This is a genomic window from Halalkalicoccus paucihalophilus (assembly GCF_001593955.1).
Classification (GTDB): Archaea; Halobacteriota; Halobacteria; order Halobacteriales; family Halalkalicoccaceae; genus Halalkalicoccus; species Halalkalicoccus paucihalophilus.
Window position 1 is genome coordinate 175738 of the sequence record NZ_LTAZ01000004.1, and the last position, 20413, is coordinate 196150.

Consider the following 20413-nt stretch of genomic DNA (forward strand, 5'->3'; position numbering starts at 1 on the left):
CGAAATATTAACCAAATCCGCTCAGTCGATTACGAGCCGGGTCTTCTCCTCGACGGCGCGTGCCTCCTCGAACTCCCCGCCGCCCAGCAGGCCCCGTGCGGCCCGTTTGCCCCACTCGACGGCCGGCTGTTCGAAGGTCGGCACCGAAAACAGCTCCCCGGCGAGGATGCAGGCCGCCTCCATGCCGTAGAGCAATTCACCGAGTCCGTGGGCGTCGACCCGCTCGAGTTCGATCCGGATCGAGGGTCGGGCCGCCGCCGCCAGGCTCGCCTCGGTCGCCTCGAACTCCGCGTCGAGTAGCCCGCCGAGCGAGGAGCCCCCGAGATACGCCAGCCCCTCCAGCTCGGTTTCGGGGATCGTCACATCGGCACGCTCTCGGGGTCGAACGAGCGTCACCATCGCGTTCCGGGGGCCCGCCCGATACAGCTGGAGCTGGGAGTGCTGATCGGTCGCGCCGAGTGCGCGCGCCGGCAGTTGCCCGACGCCGTCCTTGCCGAGGCTCTCGGCCCACAGCTGTGCGAACCACTCGGCGAAGGTCTCTAAGGACTCGGCGTAGGGCATCATCGCGTTGACCGTCCAGCCCCGCTCGGCGAGCGCGTAGGTCGTCGCACCGTAGGCGTAGGCGGGGGTCTCGAACAGCGAACCCGACAGCGTTTCGGCCTCCGTACCCGCCCCCGCGAGCAGTCCCTCGACGTCGCCCCCGCCCAGCGCCGCGACCGGAAGTGCCACCGTCGAGAGCACGGAAAACCGGCCCGGAACACCTGCGGGAACGTCCAGAGCGGGCAGGTCGTGGCGCTCGGCGAGCGCTCTCAGGTTCCCCTCCCCGCCCGTCGTGACGAGGGTGCGTTCGGTCCAGTCCACTCCCACAGACTCCATCGCCTCGCGGGCGACGAGGAAGTTCGCGAGCGTTTCGGCGGTCGTTCCGGACCGGGAGACGACGTGCAGCGCCGTCCGCGAGAGGTCCAGCGAGTCGAGCAGTTGGGAGGTATACTCGGGGTCGACGTTGTCGAGCGTGTAGACGTCGATATCGACGTCAAGGGCGTCGGCGATCGTCGCCGCGCCGAGCGCACTGCCGCCGATCCCCACGATGAGGAGGGCCTCACAGTCGATCGGGTCGACCGCCGTCCGGATCGCCTCCGCGTCGGCGGTCTCGGGCAGCGCGAGTGCGGCGTAGCCGTGTTCGCGTCCGTCGATTCCCGTCCCGATCCGGTCGTGGGCGTCGGCGACCCGTTCGTCGAGGCGTTCCAGCGTTTCGCGCGAGACGCCCGGGGTGGCGACCGAGTGCAAGGCGTTGCCGATGTCGATTTCCATACGTCGACCGCGCACGGACGGCGCAAAAGGGTTGTGACCCTCCTCGGTTCGTGACCGGGCCGCTTATTCGATCGCCGTCCCAACCTCCGGTAATGGGAGAGGAGAGGACGTATTCGGGCCTGCTCGGGTCGTTTCGCTACTCCTACGGGGCGAGCGACTCCATCCTTTATAAGGCCTACGTCGTCGTCGGCGCCCTCCTCTCGCTCTCGTTAACGCTGCTGTTTACCTTCGCGCTGATCGGCATCGTCGCTTCGACCCTCGGAGCCTCCGAGACGATCACGCTCGTGCGCTCGTTTTTCGTCCTCGTGGGACTGCTCGTCATCGCGCCGATCCTCGCGCCAGTCCTGCTGGTCGCACGGCGCCACAGGAAACGCCTCGGCTCGGGCACCGCCTACGACACCGCCCTCGCCGTCGGTGGATTCCTCTTCATCGGTGCGCTCTATCTCGGCCTCGTGATCTCGGTCCCGCCCGACCTCCAGGAGCCGACGGGCGGCGGTCTGGGGGCCGTCGTCGGCGCGCTCTACGCCCTCCCGTCCCTGCTGGGGCTCGTTCCGCCGCTTCTCGCGGCCGCTCTCGTCCTCGTCCTCCACCGCCGCTTTCGGTAGGCGAAATCGACAAAGGGATCCGCGATCTCTTTCGGGTATGGTCGACACGGACGGGACGCGCGGGACGTTTCTGGTGACGCACGTCGACGAGGACGCCGCGATTCTCAGGGACGTCGAGACCGGGCAGGTTCACACGCTCTCTACCAACCCGGGTCTCGAGGAGGGTGAAGCCATCGAGGGAGAGATCGCGCCCGAACTGCCGGTCGAGGCGACGTGGGAACTCCGGGAGATCGACGAGCGCCGGGTGCTGTCGGTCGCCGAGAGCGAGGAGCCTCCGACGAACCAGGAGCGCGAGATCGCCGCCGGACAGGGGGTGGGCGAGGTCACCCGGACCGAGCGGGCGGGGACCGGCGAGATTCACGTTCTGACGGTACCCCCCGAGCGGACCGACGAGGCCGTCTCGGAGGTCCTCGCCGACGAGGAGACGCTCGCACGCGCGGCGCGCTACGGCGTCAACCGGGTCGAGATCCGTGCCGAGGAGGGGATCGTCAGCATACGATATCTGCCCTAAGCCGTCGGGCCGCCGGCACTTTGGACCAACCACCCACCCTGAATCCCGCAGGCCTCGCGAACCACGTACTCGATCCCGGTGTCGCGGGTCACCTCGGTGCCGCCCTTGACTCGCTCGATTCTCAGCGGGACGTCGAGCGTGTTGCCACAGCAGCCCACGCCGACGAACTCCTCCCATTCGTCGCCCTCGCGGACCTCCCCGAGCGTCTTCGTGAGATACGCCCGGAACGCGGGTTTCTCGACCTGGAACCTGCCCCAGTCGCTCAGGTCCTCGGGATAGGAGACGACGACTCTTGCCGCGTCGTTCGGTGCCATAGCCCGGATACGGGCTCGAAGGGCAAAAACGCCACACCTGATCGGATACAAACGTTTATTTTTGGCCGCATCACACCGAAAACCATGCTCGATTCGACGGTGCCGGTGGTCGAATACTCCCGGTACTCGAACCGTCAACTCGCGGCGGTCCCTATTGCTCTTCTCGCCCTCTCGCTTCTCGTCATCGCGGGGATGTGGGTTGCCACGGGGACGCCGGTCGATCCCGGGATCGACTTCACCGGCGGCACCGAACTCCAGATTCAGACCGACGCCCCCCGGGGGGAGATCGTGGCCGCCTTCGAGACCGAACCCGTCTCGATTCAGTCGATCGCCACCCAAGAGGGCGAATACATCGTCACCTTCCAATCGACCGATACCGGAGCGATAGAGCAACAAGCCACGGAGGCTGGCTTCACCGTCACCTCGATATCGAGTACCTCTGCGGCCTTCGGCGCGGAGACCCAGTACCAGGCGGTCGTCGGCGTCGCCATCGCTTTCGTCGGGATGAGCGTCCTCGTTGCCCTCATGTTCCGGACGTTCGTCCCCTCGATCGCGGTCGTACTCTCCGCCTTCAGCGACATCGTCATCCCCGTTGCGCTGATGAACCTCTTCGGCATCCAACTCTCCTTGGGAACCGTCGCGGCCCTATTGATGCTGATCGGTTACAGCGTCGACTCGGACCTGCTTCTCAACAACCACGTCCTGCGCCGTCGCGGCGACTTCTACGAGAGCACCCATCGGGCGATGCGCACCGGGATCACGATGACGGTCACGTCGATCCTCGCGATGCTCGTGATGACGAGCGTCGCGACGCTGTTTGCGATCCCGCTGCTCCCGGCGATCGGGATCGTCCTCGTCTTCGGCCTGCTCGCGGACCTGATGAACACCTACCTGCTCAACGTGAGCCTGCTTCGCTGGTACAAGTACGAGGGGGTCGGGCGATGAGCGCACTCGACCTCGTCCGAAAGCACTGGCGGATCAGCCTGCTGGTCGTGCTCGTGGCGATCAGCGCGGTCGTTCTCTTCGCCCCGGGGTTCGGGCCCGACGACGCCGGCGGCGAACCCACCGCCGACACCGGCCCGACGAACCTCCAGTTCGGTCTCGAACTCTCCGGTGGGACACGGATCCGCGCGCCGCTTGCCGGCCTCACCGCAGAGGGACTAGATGTCCAAGCCGGCCAGGAGACCGAAATCGAATCCCAGGTCGCCGAGGAACTGGGCATCAGCGTCCGGAACGTCAACGCCTACCCGGGCGAACCCGAGGTCGAGGACGACGGGACCATCGAGATCACGACTGAAACCGTCACCGAGGAGGAGTTCCTCGCGGCGCTTCGGGCGAGCAACTACGACGTCGAGGAGGGCGACGTCCGACGGGGCGTGACCGAGGACACCGTCGACGACGCCGTCGAGGTACTGGAGGAGAAGATCAGTCGGTCGCCGTTCGCGGCGGGAGAGGTCCGGAAATCGACCTCGTCGACCGGCGAGCACTTCGTCGTCATCGAGGTGCCCGGCGAGGACCGCGAGACGGTGATCGATCTGATCGAGGACCGCGGGTTCGTCCAGGTCTACGCTCATCATCCGACCGAGGTGGGATATGAAAACACTACGGCGATCCAGCCCGACGACATCAACTCGATCGGCGAACCGACGGACGAACCGCCCTATGGCCCCCACATCAGCATCACGCTGAACGAGGCGGGAGCCGAGGACTTCTCGCGGGTGATGCAGGAGACGGGCTTCACACAGGAGGGCGTCGAGTCCTGCCGGTGGGACCAGAACCGGGACGATCCGGGCTACTGCCTGCTGACGGTCGTCGACGGCGAGGTGGTCTACTCGGCGAGCCTCGGCGAGAGCCTCGCGGCGAGCATCGAGTCGGGCGCGTACGTCGACGACCCCCGGTTCGTCATGAGCGGCGAGTCGATCGAGGACGTCCGCCAGCTGCGGATCAACCTGCTGGCCGGGGAGACGCCCGCACCGCTCGACATCGAGGCGGGAACCCAGTACTACCTCGAACCCAGCCTCGCCGACGACTTCAAGCTCTACTCGCTGATCACCGGGTTCGTCGCCGTCGTCGCCGTCGCGGGTGCGGTCGCGTTCCGGTACAGCCGCCCGCGGATCGCCGGCCCGATGATCCTGACTGCGGCCGCCGAGGTCTTTCTCCTGCTCGGCTTCGCCGCGGCGGTCGGCTACCCGCTGGATCTCGCGGCGATCGCGGGCTTCATCGCCGTCGTCGGCACCGGCGTCGACGACCTGATCATCATCGCCGACGAGATCCTCCAGGAGGGTGACGTAAGTACGGGAAGGGTGTTCGAGAGCCGCTTCCGCAAGGCGTTCTGGGTGATCGGTGCCGCGGCCGCGACCACCATCATCGCCATGTCGCCGCTGGCCTTCCTGAGCCTCGGCGACCTGACCGGCTTCGCGCTGTTTACCATCGTCGGCGTCCTGATCGGCGTGCTCGTCACCCGGCCGGCCTACGGCGACGTCCTCCGGGTGCTGTTGACGACCGACCGCTGATCGCTCGGCCTACCGGCGAGTCGCCGCGGCCAGCGGTCGGGTGTCGACGACCGCAAGTACGAGGACGAGTACGACGGCGAGCGCGCCCGTCGAGTCGGTACCCGACGGGAGGACGAAGACGGCGATCGCTGCGGCGATCCCTAGAACGCAGTATGAGAACCGGGCGATCCGTACCCGTCGTGAGGACCCCGACAAGGACGGCAGCGCGGCGAGCGCCGCGGCGCTCAGCGTTCCGGCGACGAGGACGTTCGCGAGAGGCGCGCCGCTTACGACCTGTGCTAGCACGCCACCGATCGTGGCGAGCAACAGCGTCGAGGAGAGGTAGACCGACCGCGTCAGGAACGCCCGCCAGCCCGTCGTCCCGAGTCGCCTGTTCGTGAGCACCGGCCACGACCGGCCTAGGGGTAGGTGCCCGCCGCGAGCCATCGTCAGGAGGAACGGCACGAGGACGAGTGTGCTCCCGGCGGCGGTCGCGACCTCGACGGTGTAGACCGGCGTCGCGGCGACGAACCAGAGCGCTGGCGCGGAGAGGAACGCGAATTGGGCGAGCCCACCCTGAATAAAGTCGACGAAGAGATCGTAGAACGCCTCGTGTTCGTGGAGTGCGTCTCCCGTCCGTCGGTCATCGCCTGCGTACACCGGCTTTCGCCTCCCGTCGCTCATCGTCCCGATATCGTCTACCGCACGTATAGTACCACGGTCACACGCTCAGAACTCCGCGAGCGTCTCCTGCTCTGCGGCCGCCAGCACGTCCGCGCAGGTCTTCCACGACGACCGGGCACACGCCGGAAGATCGCCGTGTTCGGCGACGTACTCGGCGAGGAACGCCCTCGTCCGTGGATCGCTCGGGTAGCCGCTTCCCACCTCGCCGTACTCCGATTCGAGTTCACGAACCCGCCGGTCGCGCTCGACCTTCGCGACGACGCTGGCCGCGCCGACGATCACGTGGTTCCCGTCGGCGCCGTGTTCGCCGTCGAGCGCGACGCCCTCGGGGAGGTGTTCTCCCACCCGACGGACGAACCGCGCGGCGTTCACGTCGCCCGCGTCACAGATTCCCGTCATCCCGCGCTCGACGACCTCCCGGGCGGCCTCGGCGTGGGCGGCGACGGTCAGCGTGTTCATGTCGGTGTCGGGCGCGTCGATCCGGTCCGGCGTGACGGCGGCGAAACCGACCGTGATCCGGTCGTCCTTTCGTAGTCGCCGTGCCAGTTCCTCCCGGCGAGCGGGCGCAAGGCGTTTCGAGTCGTCGATCCCCTCGGGGAGGGCTCCCTCGGGGGCGACCACGCAGGCGGCGACCATCGGCCCAAGCACGGGGCCTTTGCCGGCCTCGTCGATCCCGAAGCGTTCCATACCCGCCGCTGGCGCGCGTAGATAATGTAGGTGACGGGACGGTCCAACGGTACTCTCCCGACCGATCGGCGGGCTTTCGCTCAACTCGGGCTTCGTCCCTCGCCGAGCGGGTCGCGGTTGCTCTGATACTCGTCGCGCTCGCCCGCCTCGGCGTTGGCCACGAGCCGTCCGAACTCGTCCGATCGGCTCGCGATGAACCCCATCATGTCGCTGTCGGGCGTCAACCCCCGAAATTCGAGGAGGAACGTCGTGATCACGACGGTCTTGACCCAGGGCCGGAGCACGCCGAGGTAGAGCGCCACCGCCACGCCGGCCACGACGACCCACCCGAGGACCTCGAACGTCGGCGAGAGGCCACCGAAGACGGCCGCGAGCGGGGTCAGCGACAGCAGGAGCGCGAACGCGACCGCGTACATCCCGAGGACGATCAGCAGGGTCGACCCCAGCACCGACCTCCAGGTCTTCGCGTAGAGCACCACGCCGTCGCGGGCCGCCCGCCAGTTGTCCCCCTTGTCGTTCAGGAAGACGTATGCGAGGATCGCCTCGTCGAGGTAGGTGGCCGCGAGCGAGAGCGCCCGACGGAGCACCGTCAGGACGTGTTCGAGCGCCGGGACGAAACGCACCCCGCGCGAGAACGGGAGGGCCGTCCCGTTGAACTGCTTGAGGGCCCCCTTGATCAGTTGGTCGACGGCAAACAGCGCGTTGGCCACCGCGAAGTCGTCTTTCACCGTGTTCGTCCCGAACACGATCTGGTTCGGCGGGGTCTCGCCGGTCTCGACGATGTGGGCGATGACGGCGATGTGGCCCGCGGCGACCATGTAGAGGACGTACCGCCTCGCGAAGCGCATCGCCGCGAGGAAGGCGAGGGTGGCGACCAGTAGCCCGATCCCGCCGATCGGACCCGAGATCGTCCCCGCGTCGAGCAGGGTCAGCACCGACCAGCCGACGACCCCGAAGTACACCACCGTGACGAGGCCGAACAGCGCCCCGACGACCATCCGGAGCGCGACGAACGGGAGCGTCCCGAAGAAGACCTTCGTGGCCCTCCCGAAGTAGAGCGCCATCGCTCACCCCTCGTCGGGGAAGCCGACCGCCGGCATCTCCCCGGGTTCGTCCCAGCCGCCCATCTCCATGCACTCTATCTCCGGCGGCTCGATCGGGTCGACGTCACCCCACGAGTGAAAGTCCATGGCGGTGCCCTCGGATTCCACCCGGCGCAGGTAGCCGGTCTCGACGCTCACGTAGTAGGTGACGGCACCGTCGTGTTCCGCGACCTCGCTCGCCGACAGTTCGAAGACGTACACCTCCTCGCCGTCGATCGTGTCCCGACCGACCGCCTCCAGTTCCGGGTGCGCCGCGGCCTCCCCCTCGTGAGCCCCCATGTTCGGCTCGTCGACGTCCCCGCCCTCGACCCCTTCGCTCTCGCCGGGACGCATTCGGAAACACCCTCCGTCCTGAACGATGTAGGTCTCGTCGCTGATAGAGTAGAACTCCATCACCCCACCCTCGTCCTCCATTCGCATGTAGCTGTCCTCCCCGTCGATCCGTCCGCTCCACCCCAACGTTTCCCCCGTCTCGAGGCTCCGCATCTCGAAGGCATAGGAGTCGGCGAACCGGGCACTCTGTCCGAACAGCGCGCTCGCCTCGGCGCCTCCGCCTCCGTTCCCATCGTCTCCGCTCGTGTCGCCATTAGTGCCGCCCGAACCGGATCCGCCGCCGAGACAACCCGCGAGCGCCACAGCGCTCGTAGCGCCCAGCGCCTGCAGGACCCGTCGCCGCCCGACTCGGTGCGTCGGCGCGCCCGTCTCGGACGCACCGCGCTGCAATCGCGACGACCGGGGGGCCGTACCGCCGACCGCCGGCCACCGTGACCGGCTGGACGCTCCGAGTTCAGTTCGGTCGTCCGTCAGTTCCCCGTCGATGTCCGCGTCTGTCGTACTCATCGTATCAGTCGCCTCCAGTGGAACGTCCTCCTCCCGAGAGGCGTTCTCACGCCGTGAGACCGCCCGTGCCGCGGTTCCCTCGACGTGATACGAACTGGTACCACACCACAAGATATATTCGTTTCGGTGACGTGTCTTTCGACGAACTGTTCTAGATCGTATCGATTACCCGTTTCGCTAACGAGCGTCTGCTACGGAGTTCGTCCCGGCCTCGTCCGCCGTCGACTACGCGATCACTCCCGGAGGTAGTCGGGATCGTCGAACGGTTCGTCCTCGCCACGGACGTCGATCACGTCGAGTGCCGTGACCACGCTCTCGACCCCCACTAGCCCCGCGAAGCTGGGATCGGTCCGGCCCTCGTCGCCGCTGACCAGTTCCTTGACGTAGAGCCCGCCCGCACCGTGGACCGTGAGTTCGGCGTGCTCGGGGTCGTGAAGCTCGCCCTCGATCTCGTAGACCTCCCTGACGCGGGTGAGATCGGCCCGGCGATGCGAAACCCGCTGAGGGGTGTCCTGTTCGATCGTCGCGCCGTCGAGTACCTCGAGGGCCTCCTCGAAGGCCTCGGGATCGACCGGCTCGGCGAACTCGACGTCCATTCTGTAGGTCTTGCTCGCCTCCAAGCCCTTCACCCGCTCGACCATCTCGTGGGTCGCGAGTTCGAGCCCCTCGACCTCGACCGACCCCCCGGCTCGCTCGTTTATCTCGGCTTCGAGCGCCGCCGGATCGGGGTCACGCTTCCGTGGGTGTTTGACCTCGAGGACGAACGGGCGGCCCGACTCGAGCATGCGCGCGTCGACGTCCTCGCGGCCCGCGCCGTGGAAGACGCCCTCCTCGCCGTCCATCGCCTCGACCACGGCCGGAGCGGTAAATCCCTCGACGCTGTCATCGTAGAGGTAGCCCGAACCCCCGCAGTGCTCGCAGGGTTCCTCGCCGCCGTCCCGGGAGAGCTGTTTGCCCGACCCGCCACACTCCCGGCAGGGCCACTCGGTCTGGGGGATGTCCCGTTCGAGCTTTCGGTACCGGCCGTAGACGAACGCCGGGTTGATCTGGAGGTCGACGGCATGTGACGAGATCGACTCGGGACCCTCGCCCTCGATGGCACACAGCGCGAGCACGTCCGGGCGCTCGAAGTCCACCTCCGTGTCTGTCGCCGCACCGACCCGCTTTCCGACCTCGCGGTTGCACTCGGATTTGAACGCCTCGCCGGCGTCCTTGGGGAGGTTCGCGCTCTCGCGCAGGAGATGCTCGTTCTCCTCGATCAGCGGCGGGACCCGCGTGCCGACCTGATAGGTCGAAAAGCCCACGCCCTCTAGCTTCTCGACGACGCGCTCGGCCAGCGTGTCGAACGCGCCGCTGTAGCCCTCACAGACCCAACAGTCCTCGATCTCGGGTACCTCGTAGGGCTCGTCGTCCTCGAGGGCGAGCGCCGTGCGCAGGGCGGTACCGCGCTCGTCGTTGGTCAGCCCGAAACTCCGGTCGGCGAAGACCCGCCCCAGACAGGCGTTGCAGACGGGGTCCTGTGCGACGATCTCTCGAGCGTCTTCGAGAACGCTCATCGCTCCGCCTCCACGCCCGCCGTTTTCGCGACACCGGTTGAATGGGAGTGTCGCCGTTGCTCGACCGTGTGCATACCGGGATTTTCGAGGGGGGCGGCTAAGGGCCTGACGTTTTCGCCCGACGAGCGGCGGGGATCCACGGCTATATCCCCGCCGAGCGGCGAGGGCGGGTATGCGCCAGTTCATCGTCTCGGGCCACGACGTTCCGACCACTCCCGACTTCTCGCTTTCCGACCTCGCCGGCGGTGCGGGCCGTCTGGACGTGCTCTGTCGGTGCGTCTCCTCGGCCTTCTTCCTCTCGCATGCCATCCGTGAGGACGTCCGGGCCTATCTGGTGCTCGCCGACGAGTTCACGCTTCGGTTCGAGGGACGCGAACTCAGACGATTGAACCCCGACGAGCGCTCCACGGCGGCGCTCGTTCGAAACGCCCTCGAGGAGCGCGAGGAGGCCATCGGCCACATGGAGGTCGAGGCCTCCCCCGGGGTATACCTCTCGCGGCGTGGGTTCGAACCCATCCTCGAACGAGCCGCCGAGGACGGGACCGTGGTCCAACTCCACGAGGACGGTGACCCCGTCGTGGAGGTCGAACCGCCCGAGGATCCCGTGTTCGTCCTCTCGGATCACCACGATTTCACGGTGCACGAGGCCGACCTGCTCGACGAGCGCGCCGACGCGCGGGTGCGCCTCGGTCCCGAGCGCCTGCACGCGAACCACGCGATCACGGTGGCGCACAACTGGCTCGACACTGAGGGCTACCGCCGGTACTGAGGAGCCGTTCCGGAACGCTTAACAACGCCACCGGCTTTCTTCCGAGCGCGGGCCGGTGGGGTAGCTTGGTATCCTTCGGCCTTCGGGTGGCCGTAACCTCAGTTCGAATCTGAGCCGGCCCACTTTTCGTCCCGCATCCCACCGCCGGGGAGCGCCGCTACCGTCGCGGTCTCCGGGGACTTTACAACGGTCGATCGTCTCGGATACGGCGATGGCGGGACTCATCCAGCGCACGGCCGATTCGATCGACGAGATGTCTCGCTCGATCTAGGACGACTCCAGTCGACTGGAGAAGGCGGTGATCCTCGTCTTCCTCATCGTCACGGGGTTGGCGATCCCGGTCGTTCCCCTCGTAATCGTCGCGAGGGCCGTCGCCAACTAGCAGTAGCGCCGCCGCTCGGGTATCGACCGACGTTCGATCCGTTTTCCCCCGTTTTTCGACCGATGTGCGGTCAGTCCCCGCGCTCTTGGGACAGCATGACGACCATCGACAGTCCCGAAACCGCCACGAGCACGAGCGCGGGAACGGCGGCGTACTGGAAGTAAGCGGCCTCCTGTGCGCGCCAGATGTGGGTCACGAGCGTCTCGAAGCCCGTCGGTCGCAGGATGAGCGTCGCGGGCAGTTCCTTCATCGTCGTCAGAAAGACGAGCGCCCCGCCCGCGATCACGCCCGGAACGATCAGCGGGAGGGTGACCCGCCGGAAGGCACGGGCGGGGCGCTCCCCGAGGGTCCGGGCCGCCTCGACGTACCGGGGGTCGACCTGCTGGGTCGTCGTCCGGATCGCGCCGACGGCCTGTGGCATGAAGCGAACGGTGTAGGCGAAGACCAGAAGCGGGATGGTCTGGTAGAGCGCCGGAACGTAGCCGGTCCCGAAGTACACCAGCGCGAGCGCCAGCACGACCCCCGGGACGGCAAAGCCGACGTACGTCGCACGCTCGAAGACGGTCGCGAGCAGGGAGTCGGTGGAGGCGGCGAAATACGCCACCGGCAGCGCGGCGAGCGTCGCGACGAGCGCCGCCAGCCCCGCGACCCAGACGGAGTTGAACGCAAAGGACCACTGGAAGGCGAGCGACGCCCGCCCGCCCGTCTTGGCGGTGACGAGCCACAGACCGAGGATCCAGATCGGGACGACGAGCGCGATCCCCGAGACCGCCGCCGGGAGGAGCGTCGCCGGCCAGCGCCACCGACCCAGGGTGACGGTGCTCTCGCCGGCGGCCTCCCCGATGTCGCTGTGGATCGTCGCCCCGGAGCGCACCCACCGCTCGAGCACCAGCACGACGATCACGACCGCGAGCAACTGCAGCGAGAGCAGCGCCGCGTAGTCCTGTCCGAAGGCGTTGTACTCGACGTAGATCTGGCGGGTGAACACCGGCAGGCGCATGATCGTCGGCGTCCCGAAATCCGAGACGGCGTACAGCGCCGCGAGCAACCCCCCGGCGGCGATCGCCGGCCGGATGTGGGGCAGGGTCACCCGACGAAACGCCGACCACTGACCGTGGTTCAGCGTCCGCGCGGCGTCGACGAGCGTCGTGTCGAACGACAGCAGCGCGGCCCGGGTCGTGAGATACACGTACGGGTACGTATAGAGGGTGATGACGGCGATCGCGCCGGGAAACCCGTAGATCTCGGGCAGGCGCTCGATCCCGAGCGGGGACAGGATCGAGTGGAACTCCCCGCGCGGGCCGAACGCCGAAACGAACGCGAACGCGCCGATGTAGCTCGGGATCACGAGCGGCAGCGAGACGGCGATCGACCAGAACCGCCGGAACGGCAGGTCCGTCCGCACCGTGAGATACGCGAGCGGGACGCCAAGCAACACTGAAAGAGCGGTCACGGCGGCCATGAGCAGCAGGCTGTTGACCACGATTTCGAGGGTTCCCGGACGGGTCAGCATCGACAGCGTGCGAGACGGATCGACGCTCGTCGCTCGGATCACGAGCCAGGTCAGCGGAAACACCACGCTCGTGGCGATCACTCCACAGACCAGTGCCAGTCCGAGCGGGACGCTATCGAACCGTGTGCGTATCGCGGTGGGAACGACGGATCTCATCGATGATCGAGGTATCCGGAATCGCCCGGCCTCTCGAACGACGATGGTGGTTCAACGGATATAAGGTTTAGGTTAGCCTAATCGGTTGCATGGAGCTGTCGAGACGCGACGCGATGGCCGCGCTCGGGGCGCTGGGGGTCGGTGCGGCGGCGGTCGGCGTCCGCGAACGCACCGGTTCGAAGGACGAGGAACCCGAGGCACGGGTTCGCGAGACGCTCGTCGCGGCCGCCGAAGTCGTCTACCCCTCGGAAGTCAGTGGAGTGAGCGAGTTCGTCGAGACCTTCCTGACGGGGCGTCTCGACGACGACACGCACGCCGAGGGGCTCCGGGCGGCGGTTTCCGACCTCGACGACGCCGCGACGGAATGGTACGATGGGCGGTTTTCGGCGCTGTCGCCCGCGGATCGGGACCGCCTGCTCCGGGAGATCGGTGCCGACACCGCCGAGGAAAAGCCCGCGGGAACGACCGCAGAACGAGTGCGCTACTACGTGGTCAACGAGCTGTTGCTCGCGCTCTACAGCTCGCCGACGGGCGGGAAGCTGGTCGATATCGAGAACCCGCAGGGCCACCCCGGCGGAATCGAGAGCTACCGGCAGGGGCCAGAGGTGTGAGCGCTCGAACCCCGATCGAGGACGCCGACGTCTGCGTGATCGGGGCGGGCCCGGCCGGCGCGCTCGTGGCGGACCGACTCGCCGACGTTGGTCGTGAGGTCGTGATACTCGAGGCTGGTCCCCGCTTCGACCCGGCGGATCGGCTCGACCGCATGGAACGGGCGCTCCGGCCCGCCTACGACCGCCCCGGCGTCTGGGGGATGGGTGGGGACCGGGACGCCCACTCGAATTCGGGCGACCGGTCCTACCCGCTGAACCACGCCCGCGTGAAGGGGGTCGGCGGTTCGACGCTGCACTGGCAGGGGATGGTGATGCGCCTGCACGAGGACGACTTCCGCTCGGAGAGCGCCCGCGGGGTCGGAATCGACTGGCCCATCGACTACGGAGACCTGCGCCCGTATTACGTCGCCGCCGAGCGAGAGTTGGGCGTCGCCGGCGCGGACGACAACCCGTTCGGCCCACCTCGAGAGGAACCGTTTCCCATGCCGGCGTTTCCCCCTTCGTACAGCGACTCGCTGTTCGCCGGGGCCTGCGAGGAACTCGGGATCGCGATGCACTCGGTGCCCAACGCCCGCAACTCCGAGTCCTACGACGGCCGGGGGGCCTGCGCCGGCTACGGCACCTGCCAGCCGGTCTGTCCCTCCGGCGCGAAGTACGACGCCTCGGTCCACGTCGAGCGTGCGGAGGAGAGGGGCGCGACGGTGATCGACCGGGCGCCCGTCCGCCGGCTCGAACACGACGCCGACCGGGTCACCGCGGCGCGCTACACGATCCCGGGGGGCGAGATCCACACACAGGAGGCCGACGCGTTCGTCGTCGCCTGTGGCGGCGTCGAGACGCCCCGATTACTGTTGCTCTCCGAGTCCGAGCGGTATCCCGACGGCCTCGCGAACTCCAGCGGGCTCGTAGGCAAGTCCTTCATGGAGCACCTCTTCGCGGGAGTGGGCGGCACGATAGAGGAGCCCACGCGACAGAACCACGTCGGCTTCCTCACCAGCGAGAGCCACCAGTTCTACGACGAGGCCGACGCCGACCTCGCCCCCTTCAAACTCGAGTTCTTCAACTACGCCGGTCCCTCGCCGGTCGAGGAGGCCCTCACGGGCGATCAGTGGGGTGACGCGCTGCTCGACCAGTTGCGCGGGAGCTACGGCACCCACGTCGGGGTCGGCGCGCTGGTCGAACAGCTCCCGAGCGAGGACAGCTACGTCGACCTCGATCCCGACGTGACCGACGACCGCGGCCTCCCCGTCCCGGACGTCCACTGGAGCGTCGACGACCGGGCGCTCCGGACCCTCGAACGCGCGAACGAGGTCCAGCGCGAGATCCTCGGGGAACTGGGTGCCGAGATCACGTGGACGGTCGGCCCCGAGAACACCGGTCCAGCCTTCCACCACATGGGTACGACCCGGATGGGCGGGGACCCGGAGGGAAGCGTCGTTACCCCCGACCTCCGAACCCACGACCTCTCGAACTGCTGGATCGCCGGGAGCAGCGTCTTTCCCACGGGCGGCGCGGTGAACCCGACGCTCACCATCGCCGCGCTGGCGCTGAAGACCGCGGAGAACATCGACGACGCGCTGTGAATCCTCGTTTAGGCAAACCTAAAAGAATAAGTCCCCCCGACCGAAACGGACGGCAATGAGTCAGGTTCACCGGGCCGACGATTCGGGGCTCAAACGGTCGGTAGCGAGTCCGGAGACATCGGCGGTCGAAGGGGGGGAGTACACCTTCGAGGACGTGAGCGTCGTGATGGGGACGTACAACGAGGAGGCGGCCGTCGGCACCGTGATCGCCGACATCGACCGGGTCACGGACGGACGAGCCGAGGTCGTCTGTGTCGACGGCTCCTCGGATCGCACCCCGGAGATCGCCCGCGAGCACGGCGCGCGCGTGATCGAACAGGAACCCCAAGGGTACGGCGTCGCGGTTCGGGCGGCGCTCCTCGCGCCCGAGCGACCTGTCGTGGTGACGACCGACTGCGACGACACCTACCCGATGGAGCGCCTACCGGAGTTCCTCGCCGGGATCAACGCCGGCTACGACGTTGTCAGCGGGGACCGCCTCTACCACGGCGCCGACGCGATGCCGGCGACCAACCGGCTGGGCAATGCGGCGTTCGCGTGGCTTGCGAGCGCGCTGATGGGCGAGCGGGTCCACGACACCACTACCGGGATGCGCGCCTATCGACGCGAAGTCGTCGAGTCGATCGAGTGGACCGAGAACACGGGCCTGTCGGCCGAACTGCTGATCCGGTCGCTGATGCGGGGCTACGCGGTCCGGGAGATGCCCATCGAGTACCGCGAGCGCGCCGGCGAGACGAAACTCGATCCCTTTTCTGGTGGTGCGGCGATCGCGAAATCCATCCTGCGGGCCGGTATCGAGGAACGCCTTCGCTAGGCGGGTTCGATCCGCGTCTCGAAGGAGACGCCCTCGCGGTGGGCATTGGGGTTCTCGGGGAGGTACGTTCCCTCGGACCCACACCGGGTCACGAGCGTGCAGACGGTGCGCTCGGGCGGCGCGATCGCCTCGACGCGCCTGTCCTCCTCCCTGACGGCCGTCTCCTGGCGGTAGGTCAGCGTCGAGCCGTCGGGCTGGACCAGCGTGACCGTGAGGACGACCTCCTCGGTTCCCTCGACGCCCACGGTCGAGTCGGCTCCTTCCAGTCGGGCCGCACCCGGTTCGAGCGTCCAGTTCACCGTGATCCGTTCGCCGGGGCCGTCGATCCCGTACTCGGCGACCTCACCGTCGGACTCGAGACGGACCGTTGCACGGTCGACGTTCGCGGGGACGCCGACGGTCGTTTCGCCCGCGAGCCGATCGCCCGATCGAACCGAGAGGGTTTCGAGTTTCGGGGTGACGTGCTCGTCGGGGTCGGGCGTCCACTCGCCGCGGTAGGCGTAGCGGTAAGCGGTTCGGTCGGGGTACGCGTCGAGGACGGCGAAGTCCTCCGCCGGGTCGCGATCCAGCGCGTAGACCACCGATCCGTCGAACCCGGGGTCGTTGCGCAGCGACTGGAAGGGGTGGTTCTGCCACTCGCCGTAGGGGGTCGGCATGAAGACGAGCGCCTCGTCGAACTCGGCCGCCTCGATCGGTTCGTAAGCCGTCTCGTACTTCGCTGTGTACTCGGCGTTCCGCTCGATCGGCTCGGCGACCAGCGGGGCGGTCGCGGCCCCCGCGAGCGCGAGGCTCGCGATGAGGACAGCCGCGAGTACGGGGCGAGCTACCGGTCGCGAGGCCCGCTCGCGGACCCGCACCGCGATCCACCGCCAGCCGGCCACGACTCCTGCCGCCGCGAAAATCGACAGGGGAACGAGCAGGTCGAAGTGGTAGAACGGGCCCAGCGACGCGATCAGGCCGTCGTTTGGATCGCCCATCGTCGCCAGGATGTTGAAGTTCCCCCAGAAGAAGACGTTCCCGAGCGGAACCGTGAGGAACAGCCCCGAGAGGATCGGGCCAGCGACCCGATCTTCCGGCTCGCGCCACCGGCGGGCTGCGAGTACCAGCCCACAGGCCGCACACGCGGTCCCGAGCGTGCCCGCGGTGAACCATCGCGTCGCGAGGTACTGGAGGACGTGGGCGTTGGCCTCCAGCGCGAGCGCGGGCGTGTATTCGATGGCGTGTTCGAGGATGCGCCGCCGGCCGAAGCCCGGCCCGTCCATCGGCGCGAACGCCGCGAACGGAAAGACGAGCGGCGATCCGGTGAGGACGGCGTTGTACGCGAGGGTCAGCCCGACGAACGAAAGCCCGCCGACTGCCGTTAGGGCGTTACGAACGAGCGGGCCGGGCAGCGGTCGGAGCCCCTTTTCGTGGAGCGCCGACCCGACCGTCCAGAGCGCGTGGGCGATGAACGGCGCGGCGAAGAGCACGGCGGTGTAGGGGCGAGCGAAAAAGGCGAGGCCGATCGCGAGGCCGGCGGCGGCGGCGTACCGGCGGTCACGACGCCGTGCCCCTCGGAGATACCAGACGGCAAAGAGCAGGTTCAACAGCGTGGTCGGGGCGTAGGGCAGGAACACCGAGGAGGTCACGAGCGTCATCGGCGCGGCCGCGAACGTCGCGGCGGCGACGACGCCGACCCGGCGGTCGAACGCCATCGTTCCAAGAACGTAGACCAACAGGGCGTTCCCGCCCGCGATCGCGGCGAGCGTCACGCGGGGTTCGCCGAACAGCGCCATCGAGACGGCGTACATCGCCGCGGGCACCGGCGCGTACTTCGGGTAGAGCCGCCCGCCGTCCTCGACGAAGAACCACGGGCGAAACGCGCCCGCGAGGTCGCCCGCGTGCAGTTGGAGTTGTCCCTCGAGCAACATCGCGGCCTGCTGGAGGTAGACGCCCTCGTCGTGGTTGACCGAGTGATAGGGGAAGACGACGCTGGCGACGGCGAAGACGGCGACGGCGGCGAGGGCCGCGATACAGCCGGCTAAAAGCGGTTCGCGGTCCGGCCATCGGCCCGAGGGGCGATTCATCTGGCGGTGCGATCAGACGTCGATGCCGACGTCGCGCATCAGGTTGATCGTCGGTTCGAGGTCGGACAGCTGGGTCAGATCGAGATCCGAGGGCGGGTTGAGTTCGTCGATCGTCGGGAGGTCCCCGATGGGTTCGACGTCGGGGATCACCGGGTACTCGAAGGTCGTGCGCGCGAAGTAGTCCTGAGCCTCCGCCGACAGGAGGTGGCGGATGAAGTTCACCGCGAGGTCGGGCTCGGCGGCCGCGTCGGTGACGGTCGCGCCCGCGACGTTGAAGATCGCCCCGGCGTCGCCCTCGGTGAACGAGGTGGCGATGGGGGCCTCCGGCGAGCCGTCGAGCACGCGCTGAATGTAGTAGTGGTTCGTGAAGCCGGCATCGATCTCGCCGTCGGCGATCGCCTGACACACCGCGAACTCGTCGGGGTAGTCGGCAATGCCCGCGTCGACGACGCCCTGAAGCCACTCGCGGGTCGCCGCCTCGCCCCGCAGAAGCCGCATCGCGGTCACGAACGCCTGACAGGAGCCGTACGAGGGGGCCCAGCCGAGCGATCCGGCGAACCCGCTCGCGTAGTCGTCGATACTGTTCGACATGTCCTCGGCCGAGAGCGCCTCCGTGTTGTACGGGACCGCTCGGGCACGCCCCGAGGTGCCGATCCAGTCCTCGGCGTGGAACTCCTCACGGACCATCTCGAGGAGGTCGTTCGGAAGCGACCGGGTCCGTCCTTGCGCCGCCAGCGCGCCGAGCGATCCGGCGTTGACCGAGTAGAACACGTCGGCGGGCGTTCCGTTCCCCTCGGTGAGGATCTGGTTGACGAGGTCGGTCGAGTTGCCGTACCGAACGTCGAGGGAAAAGCCGTCGTAGAGGTCCGCGATGTAGCCCACCAGATCGCCCACGAGGAACTCGCCCCGACCCGAGTAGACGGTGAGTTCACCCTCAAGGGGGGGCATTTCCTCCATCGGTGTCCCGCCGGGAGCGCCCCGACCCTCGCGTCCCGACCCGATCTGACCGATCGACGGGTCGCCCTCGCTCCCGTTCTCGTCTTCGTTGTTCCCGTTGCCGCCGAACAGGCCCGTACAGCCCGACAGCCCCGCCGTCCCGACCGCTGCCGTTCCGATCAGGAACCGTCGGCGACCGCTTCGACTCGGCGTTTTTCGCGTCATATGGTTTAGGCCTACCTAAATCAACTTATAGCTGCTGTTTCAATCGTCGGCGACTGCGGGGATCCGGTCCAGCGCGTCGAGACACGCGAGCCACTCCTGCATGTGCTCGCCGACGTGATTGAAGAACGCCCCGTTTCGGTACTCGCCGAACTCGCCGTCAACGAGTGCCCGGGCCATCGCCTCGTAGACCGCGGCGTAGTCGTCGGCTTCGGCGTCCCCGGACGGTCGGGTTTCGGAGGCCGGTTCCACGTCGTCGACGACCTCCCAGAGGTGTTCGTTGAGTTCGAGGCCGGCGACCTCGTTGTGGAGGTCGTCGAACGTCGAGCGGGCGGCCTTGTTGTGCTCACAGAGGGGCGCGCCGTTGTAGATCCGCGTCCCGAGGAGGTCACAGGCGCGCTTGAGGAACACGCCGCTCCAGATGTCGTCGAACCGGCCCACGTCCCAGCGGTTGTCGTCCATCGGGAGCTGGTAGAACGCGGGGATCACCTCCCGGCGGAAGGCGAGGTTCATCGAACAGACCGTGAGATAGTTGCCGCGCGCGGCGACGAAGTCCGCCCCGAAGTCCTCGCGGCTCGTCCGCGTCCGGGCCTGTCCCTGCAGGTCGCCGTCCATCAGGATGCGCACGGCGTCCAGATCCGGTACGTTGGTCCACAGCCCCTGGGAGGCGACGACGTTTCCGATGTTTTTCCTGTTCGTCTCGACCGTCTCGTCCATCGCGGCGTAGGGATACCCGCGGGGGTAGAGCCCGTGGTCGTCCGCGTTCCGATGGAGGACGTTCACCCACCGCTCGTCCGAGGAAACCGTCTCGACCTCGCCCTCGAAAGCGAGGTTCTCCATGTGGGTGCCGAAGAAGTCCTCGTCTTCGTGCGGGAGGGTGTCGTCGTCGATGAAAACGCCGTACTCGAACTTGGGGTTTGCCCACATGTACAGCAGCCCGAAACTCGTCTCGGCGTGGCTCGCCGCCGGGACGAGGTGGCCGTACTCGGCGATTCCCTGCTCCTCGTACCACTCCTCCCGGCGCGTCCCGTCGAAGACCTCCCCGGAGACGCCCTCTTCCTTGAGCATCGCCGCCATCGCGTCGCCCTCACAGAAGTCCTCCGTGATCAGGAGGACGTGGAGCCGCGAGGTGTCGAACCCGTGATCGCGCGCGTTTCGGAGGTACTCGCGCAGACACTCGTACTCCCGGATTGTCGGAATGATGACGCAGATCTCGCGGCCCATGTCGATACGATATCTTTTAGGATGGCCTAAAAAC

Annotated in this window: 19 protein-coding genes and 1 tRNA gene; 9 read left to right on the top strand and 11 right to left on the bottom strand. The window is 67.7% G+C overall.

The genetic code is table 11. The features are described from left to right. Positions 1–21: 21 nt before the first annotated feature. Positions 22–1311: a glucose-6-phosphate isomerase gene (locus tag HAPAU_RS06025; protein ID WP_066380682.1), complete on the bottom strand. Its 1290-nt coding sequence runs from the start codon at positions 1309–1311 to the stop codon at positions 22–24. Between the two features lie 92 nt (positions 1312–1403). On the opposite strand from HAPAU_RS06025, the gene HAPAU_RS06030 reads away from it, so the two are divergent. Beyond that, a complete protein-coding gene (locus HAPAU_RS06030; RefSeq protein WP_066380684.1) occupies positions 1404–1916 on the top strand; it encodes a hypothetical protein in 513 nt (170 codons plus the stop codon). A gap of 37 nt (positions 1917–1953) precedes the next feature. Then, positions 1954–2427 (top strand): DUF5812 family protein, encoded by a 474-nt coding sequence (locus HAPAU_RS06035; protein WP_066380686.1) that lies wholly within the window; start codon positions 1954–1956, stop codon positions 2425–2427. Here HAPAU_RS06035 and HAPAU_RS06040 read toward each other — a convergent pair. Further along, positions 2424–2741, bottom strand: a complete 318-nt coding sequence (locus HAPAU_RS06040; protein WP_066380688.1) for a hypothetical protein — start codon at positions 2739–2741, stop codon at positions 2424–2426. The genes HAPAU_RS06035 and HAPAU_RS06040 overlap by 4 nt on opposite strands. 84 nt (positions 2742–2825) lie before the next feature. Between HAPAU_RS06040 and secF the strand changes: the two genes are divergently transcribed. Together secF and HAPAU_RS06050 are read left to right on the top strand one after the other, a co-directional pair. Beyond that, on the top strand, positions 2826–3686 hold the full coding sequence (secF, locus tag HAPAU_RS06045; protein ID WP_066380690.1) for a protein translocase subunit SecF: 861 nt from the start codon (positions 2826–2828) through the stop codon (positions 3684–3686). Then, complete coding sequence (locus HAPAU_RS06050; RefSeq protein ID WP_066380692.1) at positions 3683–5254, top strand: preprotein translocase subunit SecD; 1572 nt, start codon at positions 3683–3685, stop codon at positions 5252–5254. The genes secF and HAPAU_RS06050 overlap by 4 nt, the downstream gene beginning before the upstream one ends. A gap of 9 nt (positions 5255–5263) precedes the next feature. Here HAPAU_RS06050 and HAPAU_RS06055 read toward each other — a convergent pair whose 3' ends face one another. From HAPAU_RS06055 to HAPAU_RS06075, 5 genes are all read right to left on the bottom strand, one after another. After that, on the bottom strand, positions 5264–5917 hold the full coding sequence (locus HAPAU_RS06055; RefSeq protein ID WP_066380694.1) for a hypothetical protein: 654 nt from the start codon (positions 5915–5917) through the stop codon (positions 5264–5266). A gap of 45 nt (positions 5918–5962) precedes the next feature. Continuing rightward, positions 5963–6604, bottom strand: a complete 642-nt coding sequence (rnhB, locus tag HAPAU_RS06060) for a ribonuclease HII (protein WP_066380696.1) — start codon at positions 6602–6604, stop codon at positions 5963–5965. A gap of 80 nt (positions 6605–6684) precedes the next feature. After that, a complete protein-coding gene (locus HAPAU_RS06065) occupies positions 6685–7668 on the bottom strand; it encodes a hypothetical protein (protein ID WP_066380698.1) in 984 nt (327 codons plus the stop codon). A gap of 3 nt (positions 7669–7671) precedes the next feature. After that, entirely contained in the window at positions 7672–8547 is an 876-nt protein-coding gene (locus HAPAU_RS06070; RefSeq protein ID WP_157078424.1) for a hypothetical protein, read from the bottom strand. Between the two features lie 233 nt (positions 8548–8780). After that, on the bottom strand, positions 8781–10103 hold the full coding sequence (locus HAPAU_RS06075) for a tRNA pseudouridine(54/55) synthase Pus10 (RefSeq protein ID WP_066380703.1): 1323 nt from the start codon (positions 10101–10103) through the stop codon (positions 8781–8783). A gap of 172 nt (positions 10104–10275) precedes the next feature. Here HAPAU_RS06075 and trmY point away from each other — a divergent pair, with 172 nt between their 5' ends. Both trmY and HAPAU_RS06085 read left to right on the top strand, forming a co-directional pair. Continuing rightward, on the top strand, positions 10276–10872 hold the full coding sequence (gene trmY / locus HAPAU_RS06080; RefSeq protein ID WP_066380705.1) for a tRNA (pseudouridine(54)-N(1))-methyltransferase TrmY: 597 nt from the start codon (positions 10276–10278) through the stop codon (positions 10870–10872). Positions 10873–10921: 49 nt separating this feature from the next. Further along, positions 10922–10994 (top strand) — tRNA-Pro (locus tag HAPAU_RS06085). 330 nt (positions 10995–11324) lie between these two features. Here the strand turns inward: HAPAU_RS06085 and HAPAU_RS06090 are convergent. Then, positions 11325–12923, bottom strand: coding sequence for an ABC transporter permease (locus HAPAU_RS06090; RefSeq protein ID WP_066380707.1), 1599 nt, complete (start codon positions 12921–12923; stop codon positions 11325–11327). 89 nt (positions 12924–13012) lie between these two features. On the opposite strand from HAPAU_RS06090, the gene HAPAU_RS06095 reads away from it, so the two are divergent. From HAPAU_RS06095 to HAPAU_RS06105, 3 genes are all read left to right on the top strand, one after another. Continuing rightward, positions 13013–13534: a gluconate 2-dehydrogenase subunit 3 family protein gene (locus tag HAPAU_RS06095; RefSeq protein ID WP_066380709.1), complete on the top strand. Its 522-nt coding sequence runs from the start codon at positions 13013–13015 to the stop codon at positions 13532–13534. After that, a complete protein-coding gene (locus HAPAU_RS06100) occupies positions 13531–15117 on the top strand; it encodes a GMC family oxidoreductase (protein ID WP_066380711.1) in 1587 nt (528 codons plus the stop codon). Before HAPAU_RS06095 ends, HAPAU_RS06100 begins: the two co-directional genes overlap by 4 nt. Before the next feature lie 166 nt (positions 15118–15283). After that, on the top strand, positions 15284–15931 hold the full coding sequence (locus HAPAU_RS06105; protein WP_245634065.1) for a dolichyl-phosphate hexose transferase: 648 nt from the start codon (positions 15284–15286) through the stop codon (positions 15929–15931). Here HAPAU_RS06105 and HAPAU_RS06110 read toward each other — a convergent pair. Genes HAPAU_RS06110 through HAPAU_RS06120 form a run of 3 tightly spaced genes read right to left on the bottom strand, consistent with a single transcriptional unit; the run spans position 15928 to position 20379 of the window. Then, complete coding sequence (locus tag HAPAU_RS06110; RefSeq protein WP_066380714.1) at positions 15928–17997, bottom strand: DUF7846 domain-containing protein; 2070 nt, start codon at positions 17995–17997, stop codon at positions 15928–15930. The genes HAPAU_RS06105 and HAPAU_RS06110 overlap by 4 nt on opposite strands. 12 nt (positions 17998–18009) lie before the next feature. After that, complete coding sequence (locus HAPAU_RS06115) at positions 18010–19158, bottom strand: extracellular solute-binding protein (RefSeq protein WP_066380716.1); 1149 nt, start codon at positions 19156–19158, stop codon at positions 18010–18012. A gap of 39 nt (positions 19159–19197) precedes the next feature. Next, positions 19198–20379, bottom strand: a complete 1182-nt coding sequence (locus HAPAU_RS06120) for an alpha-1 4-glucan-protein synthase (protein ID WP_066380718.1) — start codon at positions 20377–20379, stop codon at positions 19198–19200. Between the last annotated feature and the right edge of the window lie 34 nt (positions 20380–20413).

What these genes read in the sequence shown, in the direction of transcription:
- HAPAU_RS06025 (WP_066380682.1), bottom strand. Translation starts at nt 1,311, where the DNA reads ATGGAAATCGACATCGGCAACGCCTTGCACTCGGTCGCCACCCCGGGC.
- HAPAU_RS06030 (WP_066380684.1), top strand. Translation starts at nt 1,404, where the DNA reads ATGGGAGAGGAGAGGACGTATTCGGGCCTGCTCGGGTCGTTTCGCTAC.
- HAPAU_RS06035 (WP_066380686.1), top strand. Translation starts at nt 1,954, where the DNA reads ATGGTCGACACGGACGGGACGCGCGGGACGTTTCTGGTGACGCACGTC.
- HAPAU_RS06040 (WP_066380688.1), bottom strand. Translation starts at nt 2,741, where the DNA reads ATGGCACCGAACGACGCGGCAAGAGTCGTCGTCTCCTATCCCGAGGAC.
- secF (WP_066380690.1), top strand. Translation starts at nt 2,826, where the DNA reads ATGCTCGATTCGACGGTGCCGGTGGTCGAATACTCCCGGTACTCGAAC.
- HAPAU_RS06050 (WP_066380692.1), top strand. Translation starts at nt 3,683, where the DNA reads ATGAGCGCACTCGACCTCGTCCGAAAGCACTGGCGGATCAGCCTGCTG.
- HAPAU_RS06055 (WP_066380694.1), bottom strand. Translation starts at nt 5,917, where the DNA reads ATGAGCGACGGGAGGCGAAAGCCGGTGTACGCAGGCGATGACCGACGG.
- rnhB (WP_066380696.1), bottom strand. Translation starts at nt 6,604, where the DNA reads ATGGAACGCTTCGGGATCGACGAGGCCGGCAAAGGCCCCGTGCTTGGG.
- HAPAU_RS06065 (WP_066380698.1), bottom strand. Translation starts at nt 7,668, where the DNA reads ATGGCGCTCTACTTCGGGAGGGCCACGAAGGTCTTCTTCGGGACGCTC.
- HAPAU_RS06070 (WP_157078424.1), bottom strand. Translation starts at nt 8,547, where the DNA reads ATGAGTACGACAGACGCGGACATCGACGGGGAACTGACGGACGACCGA.
- HAPAU_RS06075 (WP_066380703.1), bottom strand. Translation starts at nt 10,103, where the DNA reads ATGAGCGTTCTCGAAGACGCTCGAGAGATCGTCGCACAGGACCCCGTC.
- trmY (WP_066380705.1), top strand. Translation starts at nt 10,276, where the DNA reads ATGCGCCAGTTCATCGTCTCGGGCCACGACGTTCCGACCACTCCCGAC.
- HAPAU_RS06090 (WP_066380707.1), bottom strand. Translation starts at nt 12,923, where the DNA reads ATGAGATCCGTCGTTCCCACCGCGATACGCACACGGTTCGATAGCGTC.
- HAPAU_RS06095 (WP_066380709.1), top strand. Translation starts at nt 13,013, where the DNA reads ATGGAGCTGTCGAGACGCGACGCGATGGCCGCGCTCGGGGCGCTGGGG.
- HAPAU_RS06105 (WP_245634065.1), top strand. Translation starts at nt 15,284, where the DNA reads ATGGGGACGTACAACGAGGAGGCGGCCGTCGGCACCGTGATCGCCGAC.
- HAPAU_RS06110 (WP_066380714.1), bottom strand. Translation starts at nt 17,997, where the DNA reads ATGAATCGCCCCTCGGGCCGATGGCCGGACCGCGAACCGCTTTTAGCC.
- HAPAU_RS06115 (WP_066380716.1), bottom strand. Translation starts at nt 19,158, where the DNA reads ATGACGCGAAAAACGCCGAGTCGAAGCGGTCGCCGACGGTTCCTGATC.
- HAPAU_RS06120 (WP_066380718.1), bottom strand. Translation starts at nt 20,379, where the DNA reads ATGGGCCGCGAGATCTGCGTCATCATTCCGACAATCCGGGAGTACGAG.